General features: G+C 60.1%; 10 protein-coding genes. 4 read left to right on the top strand and 6 right to left on the bottom strand.

Translation table 11 applies throughout. The features are described 5' to 3' along the window. Positions 1-2,580 carry a translation initiation factor IF-2 gene (gene infB / locus HJ536_RS02625; RefSeq protein ID WP_177156556.1) on the top strand — a complete coding sequence of 860 codons (2,580 nt, stop codon included), beginning with the start codon at positions 1-3 and terminating at the stop codon, positions 2,578-2,580. 128 nt (positions 2,581-2,708) lie between these two features. Here infB and HJ536_RS21075 read toward each other — a convergent pair whose 3' ends face one another. The 4 genes from HJ536_RS21075 to HJ536_RS02610 form a co-directional block, all read right to left on the bottom strand. Beyond that, entirely contained in the window at positions 2,709-2,840 is a 132-nt protein-coding gene (locus HJ536_RS21075; protein ID WP_265575591.1) for a hypothetical protein, read from the bottom strand. 194 nt (positions 2,841-3,034) lie between these two features. Next, positions 3,035-3,439 (bottom strand): NUDIX domain-containing protein, encoded by a 405-nt coding sequence (locus tag HJ536_RS02620; RefSeq protein ID WP_177156555.1) that lies wholly within the window; start codon positions 3,437-3,439, stop codon positions 3,035-3,037. Continuing rightward, entirely contained in the window at positions 3,436-4,662 is a 1,227-nt protein-coding gene (gene argJ / locus HJ536_RS02615; protein ID WP_177156554.1) for a bifunctional glutamate N-acetyltransferase/amino-acid acetyltransferase ArgJ, read from the bottom strand. Before argJ ends, HJ536_RS02620 begins: the two co-directional genes overlap by 4 nt. After that, positions 4,663-5,508, bottom strand: coding sequence for a peptidylprolyl isomerase (locus tag HJ536_RS02610; RefSeq protein WP_176852576.1), 846 nt, complete (start codon positions 5,506-5,508; stop codon positions 4,663-4,665). A 172-nt stretch (positions 5,509-5,680) separates the two neighbouring features. Here HJ536_RS02610 and secA point away from each other — a divergent pair, with 172 nt between their 5' ends. From secA to HJ536_RS02595, 3 genes are all read left to right on the top strand, one after another. After that, positions 5,681-8,380, top strand: a complete 2,700-nt coding sequence (secA, locus tag HJ536_RS02605; RefSeq protein ID WP_176852577.1) for a preprotein translocase subunit SecA — start codon at positions 5,681-5,683, stop codon at positions 8,378-8,380. 194 nt (positions 8,381-8,574) lie between these two features. Further along, entirely contained in the window at positions 8,575-9,513 is a 939-nt protein-coding gene (locus HJ536_RS02600; RefSeq protein ID WP_177156553.1) for a translocase, read from the top strand. Between the two features lie 20 nt (positions 9,514-9,533). Further along, positions 9,534-11,114, top strand: a complete 1,581-nt coding sequence (locus tag HJ536_RS02595) for a phosphate ABC transporter substrate-binding/OmpA family protein (protein WP_177156552.1) — start codon at positions 9,534-9,536, stop codon at positions 11,112-11,114. Here HJ536_RS02595 and radC read toward each other — a convergent pair. Further along, entirely contained in the window at positions 11,086-11,838 is a 753-nt protein-coding gene (radC, locus tag HJ536_RS02590; RefSeq protein WP_177156551.1) for a RadC family protein, read from the bottom strand. The genes HJ536_RS02595 and radC overlap by 29 nt on opposite strands. Before the next feature lie 83 nt (positions 11,839-11,921). After that, the gene (dnaJ, locus tag HJ536_RS02585) at positions 11,922-13,067 is read right to left on the bottom strand and encodes a molecular chaperone DnaJ (protein ID WP_176852581.1); all 1,146 of its coding nucleotides are present in this window, start codon (positions 13,065-13,067) and stop codon (positions 11,922-11,924) included. Positions 13,068-13,078 lie beyond the last annotated feature (11 nt).

Here is a 13,078-nt window from a genome sequence, read left to right as displayed (position 1 = left end):
ATGAGCGACAATAACAACGACGGCAAGAAACCTCTGGGAGTTCGCGGTGGCGGAGCGGGTGGTCGTTCCGGCAATGTGAAGCAGAGTTTCAGCCACGGTCGCACCAAGAACGTGGTTGTGGAAACCAAGCGCAAGCGCGTTGTCACGCCCAAGCCGGGCGCTGGCAAAGCTGCTGGTGCAAACCCCAAACTCGGTGATCCTTCCAAACGTCCCGCCGGTATTACCGATGCGGAGATGGAGCGTCGTCTGAAGGCTCTGCAGGCCGCCAAGGCTCGCGAAGCCGACGAACAGAAGGCCCGCGAAGAAGAAGAGCAGCGCCGCGCCGAAGAGCGTGAGCGTCGCCGCGCCGAGATCGAAGCCAAAGAACGCGAAGAGCGTGAGCGCGAAGAAGCCGCCAAGCGCAAGGCCGAAGAAGAAGAGGCTGCACGCAAGGCTGAGGAAGAAGCCAAGAAAGCTGCTGCTTCTGCTGCTGCCGAAGCCAAGAAAGCTGCCGCCGCTGCCAAGCGCGCTGAATCCGCTGCTGCTTCGGCACCTGCGGCCGCTGCTGCTGCCGCTCCGGCACCCGCCGAGGACGACCGCCGCGGTGGTCCGAAGGCCGCGCCGATCGCTTCGCGCAAGAAAGAAGTTACTCGCAGCGGCGAGGACGATGGTCGTGCCCGTGGCAAAGGTGCCCGCAATGACGCACGTCGCTCTGGCAAGCTGACCCTGAACCAGGCCCTGACGGGTGGTGAAGGTGGCCGTCAGAAGTCGCTGGCCTCGATGAAGCGTAAGCAGGAACGTCTGCGCCAGAAGGCGATGGGCAACCAGGAACGCGAAAAGATCGTCCGTGACGTTCAGCTGCCCGAAACCATCGTGGTGTCGGAACTGGCGAACCGTATGGCCGAGCGCGTTGCTGACGTGGTCAAAGAGCTCATGAAAATGGGCATGATGGTTACTCAGAACCAGACCATCGACGCAGACACCGCGGAACTGATCATCGAAGAATTCGGCCACAAAGTGGTCCGCGTTTCGGATGCAGACGTTGAAGACGTGATCACCTCGGTCGAGGACAAGGAAGACGATCTTCAGTCCCGTCCGCCGGTCATCACCATCATGGGCCACGTTGACCATGGTAAGACCTCGCTGCTGGACGCGATCCGCAAGACCAACGTCACCTCTGGCGAAGCTGGCGGCATCACCCAGCACATCGGTGCGTATCAGGTGACTACCGACAGCGGCGCGGTTCTGTCGTTCCTCGACACTCCTGGCCACGCTGCGTTTACCTCGATGCGTTCGCGCGGTGCTCAGGTGACGGACATCGTTGTTCTGGTGGTTGCGGCGGATGACTCGGTCATGCCCCAGACCATCGAAGCGATTAACCACGCCAAAGCAGCCGGCGTTCCGATGATCGTTGCGATCAACAAGTGCGACAAGCCCGACGCAGACCCGATGAAGGTCCGCACCGAGCTGCTGCAGCACGAAGTTGTCGTCGAAGCGATGTCGGGCGAAGTGCAGGACGTCGAAGTTTCGGCCAAGACTGGCAAAGGTCTGGACACTCTGCTGGAGGCAATCGCGCTGCAGGCGGAAATTCTGGAACTGAAAGCGAACCCCGACCGCGCCGCCGAAGGTGCCGTGATCGAAGCTCAGTTGGACGTTGGCCGCGGCCCCGTTGCGACCGTTCTGATCCAGAAGGGTACTCTGAAGCGTGGCGACATCTTCGTTGTAGGTGAGCAGTGGGGTAAAGTCCGCGCGCTGATCAACGACAAAGGCGACCGTGTTGACGAAGCTGCTCCGTCGGTTCCCGTCGAGGTGCTGGGTTTGAACGGCACTCCCGAGGCTGGCGACGTTCTTAACGTGGTGGAAACCGAAGCTCAGGCGCGCGAGATCGCGGAATACCGTGCTAACGCCGCCAAAGAGAAGCGCGCTGCCGCAGGCGCCGCGACCACTCTGGAGCAGCTGATGGCCAAGGCCAAGGCGGACCAGAACGTGTCCGAACTGCCGATCCTGGTCAAAGCGGACGTGCAAGGTTCGGCCGAAGCGATCGTTCAGGCGATGGAAAAAATCGGCAACGACGAAGTGCGCGTACGCGTGCTGCACTCGGGCGTTGGCGCGATCACCGAGACCGATATTTCGCTGGCAGAAGCCAGCGGCGCACCGGTCATCGGCTTCAACGTTCGTGCGAACGCATCGGCTCGTAACACTGCGAACCAGAAGGGCGTGGAAATCCGCTACTACAGCGTGATCTACGACCTCGTGGACGACGTGAAAGCAGCGGCCTCAGGCCTGCTGTCCGCAGAAATCCGCGAAAAGTTCATCGGTTACGCCGAGATCCGCGAAGTCTTCAAGGTTACCGGCGTTGGCAAAGTTGCAGGCTGTCTGGTCACCGAGGGCGTTGCCCGTCGTTCGGCTGGCGTGCGTCTGCTGCGTGACAACGTGGTTATCCACGAAGGTACGCTCAAGACCCTCAAGCGATTCAAGGACGAAGTCAAAGAGGTTATCTCGGGTCAGGAATGCGGTATGGCGTTCGAAAACTACGACGATATCCGCGCAGGCGACGTCATCGAAATCTTCGAGCGCGAAGAAGTCGAGCGCAGCCTCTAATCCTTATCCGGATTGCAGAATTCAGGGCGGCCCTTCGGGGCCGCTTTTCTTTTGTGCCGATGCGGATCAGACAAAAGAAAAGAGACCCCGAAGGGTCTCTTTACAGTAGTGAGTGGTGGTAAGTCTTTTTAGTTCGAGGTTGCGGGACGGCCAGCGATTTCGCGGTTGTCCACGCGTACGAGAATACGGCCATCGGCCAGATCGCGTACATAGAGTCCTTGGATGGAAACAGACGTTCCCAGAGTGATAGTGCGCAGCATGTCATCATCCTCCGCCAGACATTGCCTAGAAACAATATAAGCGGCTCTGCACCAAAAAGCATCATAAAATCTTCATGATTACGCCTATTAGGTGAAAAAATAAGGATAAACCTTGACTATACTTTTGACTACTTTTCCGGAAAATCTGGCCCCGAACAGAGGGCCAGTTTGATAGGCGTCTGCTTAAATACGGCTCAAAGCCAGTCGCGCAGGATCGGAATCAGCGGGATATCGGCCGGTGGCATCGGGTAATCGCGCAAATCTTTTGCAAGTGCCCACGCAAGTGTCTGCCCTTCGCGGGGGCTCGGGATGCCCTCCCACTTACGACAGGCAAAAAGCGGCATCAGCAAATGGAAGTCCTCATAGGCGTGTGACGCAAAAGTGAGGGGGGCCAGACAGCTGTTCCAGGTCTGAATCCCCAGCTCTTCGTGCAGTTCACGCACCAATGCATCCTCGGGCGATTCGCCCGGCTCGACCTTGCCACCGGGGAATTCCCACAGACCGGCCTGCGATTTGCCTTCGGGGCGCTGCGCAAGCAGAACGCGCCCATCGGGATCGATGAGCGCGACTGCAGAGACCAGAACGATCTTCTTGGTCACGAGCGGTAGTCCGCGTTGATTTCGATGTAGGTGTGGGTCAGGTCACAGGTCCAGACGGTGGCTTTGCCGTCCGACAGGCCCAGATCAACGTTAATGGTGATCTCCGGCTCTTTCATGATCGCTGCGCCCTGTTCCTCGCGGTAGTCGGGGCTGACCCAGCCGTCCTTGGCCACAACAATGTCGCCAAAGCTGATGGAGAGCAGGTCGCGATCCGCCTCGGCGCCGGATTTGCCGATCGCCATGACAACGCGGCCCCAGTTCGGATCCTCGCCCGCGATGGCGGTTTTCACCAGCGGAGAGTTCGCGATGGCCATCGCATGGGTCTTGGCTTGGGCGTTGTTGCGGGCGCCGGTCACGTTGATGGTGACGAACTTGTGGGCCCCTTCACCGTCGCGGACGACCTGATGGGACAGGTCGAGCATGACGTCGTGGAGGGCGTCACGGAACGCCTTGGTGTCGTGGCTGACGGTCACGCCAGAGGCGCCTGTAGCAGCCATCAGCAGCGTGTCAGAGGTCGAGGTGTCGCTGTCCACGGTGATGCAGTTGAAGGTCGAGTCGGTGAAGGCGCTGACCAGGTCCTGCAGGTCCGATTGCTCGATCTTGGCATCGGTAAAGATGTAGACCAGCATGGTCGCCATATCCGGGGCGATCATACCCGAGCCCTTGGCGATACCTGCAATGTTCACCGTCTGACCGTCCACGTCGATGGTCGCGCAGGCGCCCTTGGGGAAGGTATCGGTGGTCATGATCGCGTGAGCCGCGTCAGAGATACCGTTCTCGTCCAGCTTGCCCTTCAGGGTTTCCAGAGCGGCGATAATGCGCTCGTGCTTCATCGGCTCGCCGATCACACCGGTCGAGGAGGTGAAGACACGTGCCGCGGGTGTTTCCATGATGTCGGCAACGGCCGAGGTCACAGCCTCGACCGAGGCGACGCCAGCTTTGCCGGTGAACGCGTTCGAGTTGCCCGCGTTGACCAGAATGACAGCGCCAGCATCTGTGGCGCCGCCGATTTTTGCCTGGCAATCCAGAACCGGAGCAGAGCGGGTCAGCGAGCGGGTGAACACACCCGCAATGCTGGTACCGGGGTCCAGTTGGACCATCATCACATCGGTCCGGCCCTGGTATTTTACGCCCGCTGCGTGGCTCGCAAAGCGTGCGCCCTTGATAACGGGCAGCTCGGGAAATGCCTCGGGGGCCAGAGGCGAACGGGCGTATTTGGCCATTTATTGCTCCAGAAGGTCCAGTTGGTTGATCACTGCGGGGTCGATGCCCTCGCTGGCTTTGCGGTCAACATCCGCTTTATCGGTCAGAGCTTCAATATGCTCTTCGATGGCAGCGGTCTGAATTTCGTTGGTCAGCTCTTCACGAACTTCGTCGAGGGTCGGCGCGGCCTTCTCGCGGGTTTCGTTCAGCTTGATCACGTGCCAGCCGAACTGGGTCTGGACGGGGGCCGAAATGTCGCCCGCTTTCATGTCCATGACGGCGGTTTCAAACTCGGGGACCATCATGCCCTTGCTGAACCAACCCAAAGCGCCGCCGTTGGGGCCCGAGGGACCGGTCGATTTTTCTTTGGCCACGGTTTCGAAGTCCGCGCCGCCGTTGATCTCGTCGACGATGGCTTTGGCCGCTTCTTCGGTTTCGACCAGAATGTGGTTCGCGTTGTACTCGGTTTCGCCTTCGGCGTTGGCGTAGCGGGCGTCATAGGCAGCTTGCAGCTTGGCATCGTCAACCGCGCTGGTGGCCACGCCATCAATCACCTCGGCAGCCTTCAGGCCGCGGGTTTCGTTCTCGATCGCGATGGCCAGACGCTTGGGCGCGGTTTCCAGCGAATCTGCCAGAACCTGCTGCTGGATCACCTGATCAAGCAGGCCGTTGAACAGCACGTCGTTTGGCAGCTGTTGATATTGCTGGGGCAGCGCGGTGCGCGCGACCAGCAAATGACCCAGCGTAATCTCTTTGCCGTTGACGGTTGCCACAACGGTGTCCGCGCTCGGGGCATCCTGAGCAACGGCAGAAAGGCCGATGCCCATCATCAAGACGGCGGCGGACAGAGTTTTAAGTGAACGCATGAAAATAGGGTCCTTCGGGTTACCTGCGCATGTGCGCAACGTTGACACTGTGGGTGCAGCCACTTACATCGCCTTGGGGCTTTATTTTAGCTGCCGCGCCATTGTTTTAGGGACAAGGTCCCTGCGCAGCAAGCGAATGCCTCGCACGAAAACGTTAGGAAGCGGGGAAAGTATGCTCGGTATCGGAACTCTGGCCAAAAAAGTCTTTGGCACCCCGAACGACCGAAAGATCAAGGCAACGCGTCCGGTTATTAACCAGATCAACGCCCTGGCCGACGAATATCAGGCGCTCAGCGATGCGCAGCTGATCGAGAAAACCGCGAGCCTCAAAGAGCGCGTCGCGGGCGGCGAAAGCCTTGACGATATCCTGCCCGAAGCGTTCGCGACCTGCCGCGAGGCAGCGCGCCGTGCTCTGGGTCTGTGGGCCCACGATGTGCAGCTCATGGGCGGGATTTTCCTGCATCAGGGTAACATTGCCGAGATGAAGACAGGCGAAGGTAAGACGCTGGTTGCGACTTTCCCGGCCTATCTGAACGCGCTGACGGGCCGCGGCGTCCACGTTGTGACGGTCAACGACTATCTCGCCCGCCGCGACGCCAGCTGGATGAGCAAGGTTTTCGCGGCTCTGGGGATGACCACCGGCGTCGTCTACCCGCAGCAGCCCGAGCCCGAAAAGCGCGAGGCCTATGCCTGCGACATCACTTACGCGACCAACAACGAGCTTGGGTTCGACTATCTGCGCGACAACATGAAGTCCGAGCTGAGCCAGATGGCACAGCGCGACCACTACTTTGCGATCGTCGACGAAGTTGACTCGATTCTTGTGGACGAAGCGCGGACCCCGCTGATCATCTCGGGCCCCGCTCAGGACCGCAGCGAGCTGTATCAGGCGTTGGATGCCGTGATCCCCGAACTGACCGAGGATCACTACACCATCGACGAAAAGACCCGCAACGTCACCTACACCGACGAGGGCAACGAATTCCTCGAGCAGCGTCTGCACCAGATGGGCCTCCTGCCCGAAGGTCAGACCCTGTACGATCCCGAAAGCACCACCATCGTCCACCACGTGAACCAGGGCCTGCGCGCCCACAAGCTGTTCGCCAAGGACAAGGACTATATCGTCCGCAACGGCGAAGTGGTCCTGATCGACGAATTTACTGGCCGTATGATGGCAGGTCGCCGTCTGTCGGACGGTCTGCATCAGGCGATCGAGGCGAAGGAAGGCTGCAAAATCCAGCCCGAGAACGTCACCTTGGCCAGCGTGACCTTCCAGAACTACTTCCGTCTCTATGACAAACTCGGCGGCATGACCGGTACCGCGCTGACCGAGGCCGAAGAATTCATGGAGATCTACAAGCTGGGTGTGGTCGAGGTTCCGACCAACCGCCCCGTGGCCCGTATTGACGAGGACGACGCGGTCTACCGCACCGCCCGCGAAAAGTACGAAGCCATCGTCGAAGAGATCAAAAAGGCCAGCGTGACCGGACAGCCGGTTCTGGTTGGCACCACCTCGATCGAGAAGTCGGAAATGCTGTCGATGATGCTCCAGCAAGCGGGCATCAAACACAACGTTCTGAACGCGCGCCAGCACGAGCAGGAAGCGCAGATCGTGGCCGACGCCGGTAAACTGGGTGCCGTGACCATCGCGACCAACATGGCCGGCCGTGGTACCGACATCAAACTGGGTGGCAACGTCGAGATGAAGATCATGGAGGCCATCGAGGCCAACCCTGATGCCGATCCCGACCAGATTCGCACCCAGATCGAAGAAAGCCACAAGGCCGACGAAGAGGCCGTGAAGGCCGCTGGTGGTCTGTTTGTTCTGGCCACCGAGCGTCACGAAAGCCGCCGCATCGACAACCAGCTACGCGGTCGTTCGGGCCGTCAGGGGGACCCGGGCCGTTCGTCGTTCTTCCTGTCGCTGGAAGACGACCTGATGCGCATCTTCGGCTCCGAGCGTCTGGACAAAGTTCTGTCGACCCTTGGTATGAAAGAGGGCGAGGCGATCGTGCACCCTTGGGTGAATAAGTCGCTGGAGCGCGCTCAGGCCAAGGTCGAAGGTCGCAACTTTGACATCCGTAAGCAGCTGCTGAAATTCGACGACGTGATGAACGACCAGCGGAAGGTGATCTTCTCGCAGCGCCGTGAAATCATGGAGGCGCAGGACCTGTCCGAGATCGTTCAGGACATGCGCTATCAGGTCATCGAAGATCTGGTCGAAGAGTACATGCCCCCGCGCAGCTATGCCGACCAGTGGAACACCGAAGGTCTGCAAGCCGCTCTGATCGAGAACCTCAATCAGGACCTGCCCGTTGTGGCTTGGGCTGACGAAGAGGGTGTCGATAACGAGGACATCGAAGAGCGCATCCAGAACGCCAGTGACGAATACATGGCCAGCAAGGCCGCGCATTTCGGTCCCGAGGCGATGCGTCAGATCGAAAAGCAAATCCTGCTGCAGACCATCGACACCAAATGGCGCGAGCACCTGCTGACGCTGGAGCATCTGCGCTCGGTCGTGGGCTTCCGCGGGTATGCGCAGCGTGATCCGCTGAACGAATACAAGACCGAGGCGTTCCAACTGTTCGAAGGCCTACTGGAATCCCTGCGCCTCGAGGTCACCAAGACCCTGTCGCGCATCCAGCCCCTGACCAAAGAACAGCAGGAGCAGCTTCTGGCGCAGATGCAATCCCAGCGCGCGGCCCTTGATGCCTCTGTCGAGGCCGCCGAGGCCCCCGAATCTGCGGCGCCGACCCCCTTGGTTCAGGGATTCGACGAAACCGATCAAACCACATGGGGCAATCCGGGGCGCAATGACCCCTGTCCCTGCGGCTCGGGCGAGAAATTCAAGCACTGCCACGGCAGCTTCTGATTTTCCCTGACAGCAAAAGAGTTTGCCCGGCGTACCTAATGTGGTGCGCCGGGCTTTTTTATGCTATTGTGTTCAATATCAAACTTGGATTTACACAAACGGGCCGAAGAGACTCCGCTATTCAGCCATATCTCTGCCCAGTTTGACCCGCATTATATGGTGGTGAGAGCAGTTAGACGCATCGGGGAAATGACATGAAGGGTTCGACTTCGCGTTACATGTTTGCAGCCGCACTTGGGGCTGTTGCGCTGGGTATCGGCGGGGCAATGCAGTATGGCCCTATCAAAATGGCATCCGCTGCGTCGGGCCACGATACGCCCAATCTGCCCATCGATCCAGAATACGTGCATCTGGCGGCGATCCCACTCGAGGTGATCCACGACGTGACCGAGCTGTCTTCGCAGCCTGAACCGATGGTGAAATCCTCGAGGGTGATGGCGCAGCCGACTTCGGAATGCGAAATCAAAATGACCGCCGAGCCTGCGGCCGCCGCGATGGTGTCGGTTTCGATCAGCGCGCCCTGTCAGGTCAGCGCCCCCGTCACGATCCACCACAACGGCCTGATGTTCACCGAGGCAACCGACGATCGCGGTATGCTGAAGCTGGATATTCCTGCCCTGGCCGAGAACGCGCTGTTCATGGCCGATTTCGGTGGAAATGACGTGGCTGTGGCCGCAACAGACGTCAGCAGCTTTATTTTTTATGACCGCGCCGTTGTGCAGTGGCAGGGCCAGTCGGACCTTGAACTGCACGCGCGCGAGTTCTCGGCGGACTATACCGGCCCCGGTCACGTATGGCGCAACGCGGCTCGCAGCACGAATACTGCGGCCACGGGCACCGGCGGTATGCTGGTCCAGCTGGGGAACCCGAACCTGCCCCACGCCCGTCTGGCAGAGGTCTACACCTACCCCTCGCTTACCTCGGAAAAGGCAGGTGATGTGCTGCTGAGCGTTGAGGCCGCGGTCACCACCGCCAACTGCGCTAAAGACGTGAATGCCCAGATTTTGCAGACCAACGGGTCTGATCGAGTGCGCGTTCAGGATGTTCTGATTTCAGTACCGGAATGCGACGCTGTAGGAGAGCTTCTGGTGTTGCAAAATGTGTTAGATGACCTGAAGATTGCCTCGAGGTAACTGTCAGGCGGATCCCATCCATGCTGGTTTTTAGACGTGCGGCGATCATCGCCGCACATCTGTTTTTATTGGTCGCGTCATCCGTAACGGCACAAGACATATCGCTGCTGTCTCACGACAAAGCGATTCGGCTTGATGGCACCTTCCTTGGATTTGATGGGCGCTACTATCGAATCGATACGGCATATGGCGAGCTGACCGTCGATGGCTCTGGTGTGTTGTGCGAAGGGCCTGCCTGCCCGAACCTGACGGACTATGTCGCGGAATTGACTGTCGCAGGATCGCAGCAGATCGCTCAGGGCCTGTGGCTGGCGCTGCTCACCGGCTTCGCCGAGCGCAATGGCTGGACCCTGACCCAAGAGCCCGACGCCATTACCCTGACCGAATCTGACACCCAGCGCGCCGTTGCCGTGTTCCACATGGCCGCCAGCACAACGGATGCCGGCTTTGCGGCTCTGCTGGATGGGGCGGCGGATATGGTGCTGGCGTCGCGTCCCGTCACCCGGCAAGAGCGCGCTCTGGCCAAGTCTGCTGGCATCGGTGATCTGGCGCATGGGCGCCAAGCCATGGTGATTGGGCTGGACGCGGTTGTCCCCATTGCCGCGCCGTCTTTGCCGGTGTCGCGCCTGTCCCTCGGCCAAATCCGGGCGATCCTGAGCGGGACCATCACCGATTGGTCCCAAGTCGATGGGCCAGAGGCCGCGATCACCTTGCATCTGCCGTCGCTACAGACCGGTTTTGGTCAGACGATTGCGGCGCAGTTTGGCGTGGATTTAACCAAGACAAAGGCTCGGCCCGTGTTCCATGACTCGGCAGAGGCATTGGCGGCTGCGGTCGCCAATGACCCCTTTGCGTTGGGGCTGACCGCGTTGACGGGGGCTAATGGGGCAAATCATTTGGCCATTCAGGGAAGCTGCGGTTTTGCTCTGCGGCCCGATGCCAAGGCGGTGAAGGCCGAGGATTACCCTCTGAACGCGCCGCTGATCTTGTACCGTCCTGCGCGTAGGTTGCCGAAGATCGGCCGCGATCTGGTGGCTTACCTTGCCTCGGATGAGGCGCAATCATTGGTTCGCGCGGCGGGTTATATCGATCAGGCGCCCGAGGCCTATGGCCTTGATACCCAAGGGGATCGGTTGATGAATGCGATCCGCCACGCGGGCACCGAGGTGTCGCTGGCGGACTTGAAGGCCGTCGTTGACGAGTTGCAGCCCAGACAAAGGCTGACCACATCCTTCCGGTTCGAGGCCGGGTCTTCGCAGTTGGATGCTCAGTCGCGATCAAACGTGGAACTGTTGGCGGCCGCCCTGTCGCGTGGTGATTACGACGGGAAAAATCTGCTGTTCGTGGGGTTCAGTGATGGCCAAGGGGTGGCTGGCGCGAACAAGGCCCTGTCTCAGGAAAGGGCCGCTGTGGTTCTTGAGGCCGTTCTAGCGGCTGCAGAGGGCGGCGCAGGTCAGGCGACACTAGGGACTGTAGGCTACGGAGAGGCCATGCCCATGGCCTGCGATGACAGTGATTGGGGGCGCGATGCGAACCGGAGGGTCGAGGTTTGGGTGAAGCCTGCGATCGGCCTCACAGATACCCCTCGGATCGGAAACTAAGTTCGCAACTTTTACCGATGATGATGTGATCGTGCAGCGTTAGGCCCAGAACCTGGGCGCTGCGATCAATTTGTTCGGTCATCCTCAGGTCGGCCTCACTGGGGGAGGGGTCCCCCGACGGGTGGTTGTGCACCAGAATGATCGCGCTTGCATTCAGTTGGAGCGCGCGCTTCATCACCTCTCGCGGATAGACGGGAACGTGGTCCACTGTGCCGCGGGCTTGCTCTTCGTCCGCGATCAACACGTTTTTCCGGTCCAGGAATAGAACGCGGAATTGCTCGGTTTCGCGGTGGGCCATGGTCGTGTGGCAGTAGGCGATCAACGCCTGCCATCCGCTTAGAACGGGCCGCTGGATGACCCGAGATTGGGCCAAGCGATGGGCTGCGGCCTCAACAATCTTCAGTTCCAGCACGACGGCGTCCCCCACCCCTTTGACCTCTTTGAGGTGATCCAAAGGCGCAGAAATCACGTGGTTGAAGTCCCCGAACTTGTCCAGAAGTTGCCTTGCCAAGGGCTTCACGTCCTGCCGGGGAATGGCGCGAAACAGCACCAATTCCAGCAGTTCATAGTCAGGCATTGCCTGAGCCCCACCCGTCAAAAACCGCTGCCGCAGGCGTTGGCGGTGATCGCGTAGATACGAGGGCTGACAGGTGTCCAGAGGCGTGACAACCTCATCCCGACCGAACAACGACATGGATTCGTGGAAAGCGTTTTGCTGGCTCATGGTGCCAGCCTGAGGTGCGAACGGTTAAGAAACCGTTACGCCAAATCAAAACGCCCGCCTGAGATAGGCGGGCGTCAGACTGGTCAGCCTTTCATGCTGTCCCAGAAGTCTTTGACGGATCCGAAAAAGCTTTTGGATTCCGGGTTGTTATCCTCGGACATCTTTTCGAATTCGCGCAGAAGCTCTTTCTGCTTGGAGGTCAAGTTGACTGGTGTTTCGACCGCTAGTTCGATGAACATATCGCCATGACCCGAGCCGCGCAGCGGGGGCATGCCCTTGCCACGCAGACGCATCTGACGGCCCGATTGGCTGCCCGACGGGATCTTCACGCGGCTGCGGCCGCCGTCGATCGTCGGAACCTCGATGTCACCGCCCAAAGCGGCAGCGGTCATCGATACGGGCACGCGGCAATGCAGGTTCACGCCGTCGCGCTGGAAGATCGGGTGCTCTTTGACATCGATAAAGATGTACAGATCGCCCGCAGGTCCACCGCGCATACCAGCCTCGCCTTCGCCAGCAAGGCGAATGCGGGTGCCGGTTTCGACGCCAGACGGAATGTTGACCGACAATGAGCGTTCCCGCTCGGTCCGACCCGAACCACCGCATTTCTTACAGGGGTTCTTGATGATCTGACCAAGGCCGCCGCAGGTCGGACAGGTCCGCTCAACGGTGAAGAAGCCCTGCTGCGCACGCACTTTGCCCATGCCCGAACAGGTCGGACAGGCGGTCGGTTCCGCGCCGCCCTCGGCGCCCGATCCGTTACACCCGTCGCACTGCACCGAAGAGGGCACGTTGATGGTTTTCGCGATCCCCTTGTACGCCTCTTCAAGCGTGACGCGCAGGTTATAGCGCAGGTCCGCCCCACGAGCCGCCCGCGAGCGGCCACCGCCGCCACGTCCGCCCATGAAATCGCCAAACAGATCGTCGAACACGTCCGAGAAGGCTGACGCAAAGTCGCCTTGACCCTGGTATCCGCCGCCACGCGGCCCACCGCCCATGCCGCCATCGAAGGCCGCGTGACCAAAGCGGTCATAGGCAGCTTTCTTGTCGGCGTCTTTCAGGCAGTCATAGGCCTCGTTGACCTCTTTGAACTGGGCTTCGGCGTTCGGGTTGTCCGAGTTGCGGTCGGGGTGCAGCTCTTTGGCCTTCGTGCGGTAGGCTTTCTTCAGCTCTTCCGCCGTCGCGCCTTTCGAGACCCCGAGAACTTCGTAGTAATCTCGTTTCGCCATGGGAATTTCCC

The organism is Donghicola mangrovi, from assembly GCF_013377535.1.
In the GTDB taxonomy this organism is placed as follows: Bacteria; Pseudomonadota; Alphaproteobacteria; order Rhodobacterales; family Rhodobacteraceae; genus Donghicola; species Donghicola mangrovi.
This window is presented reverse-complemented; position numbering and strand designations above follow the sequence as displayed.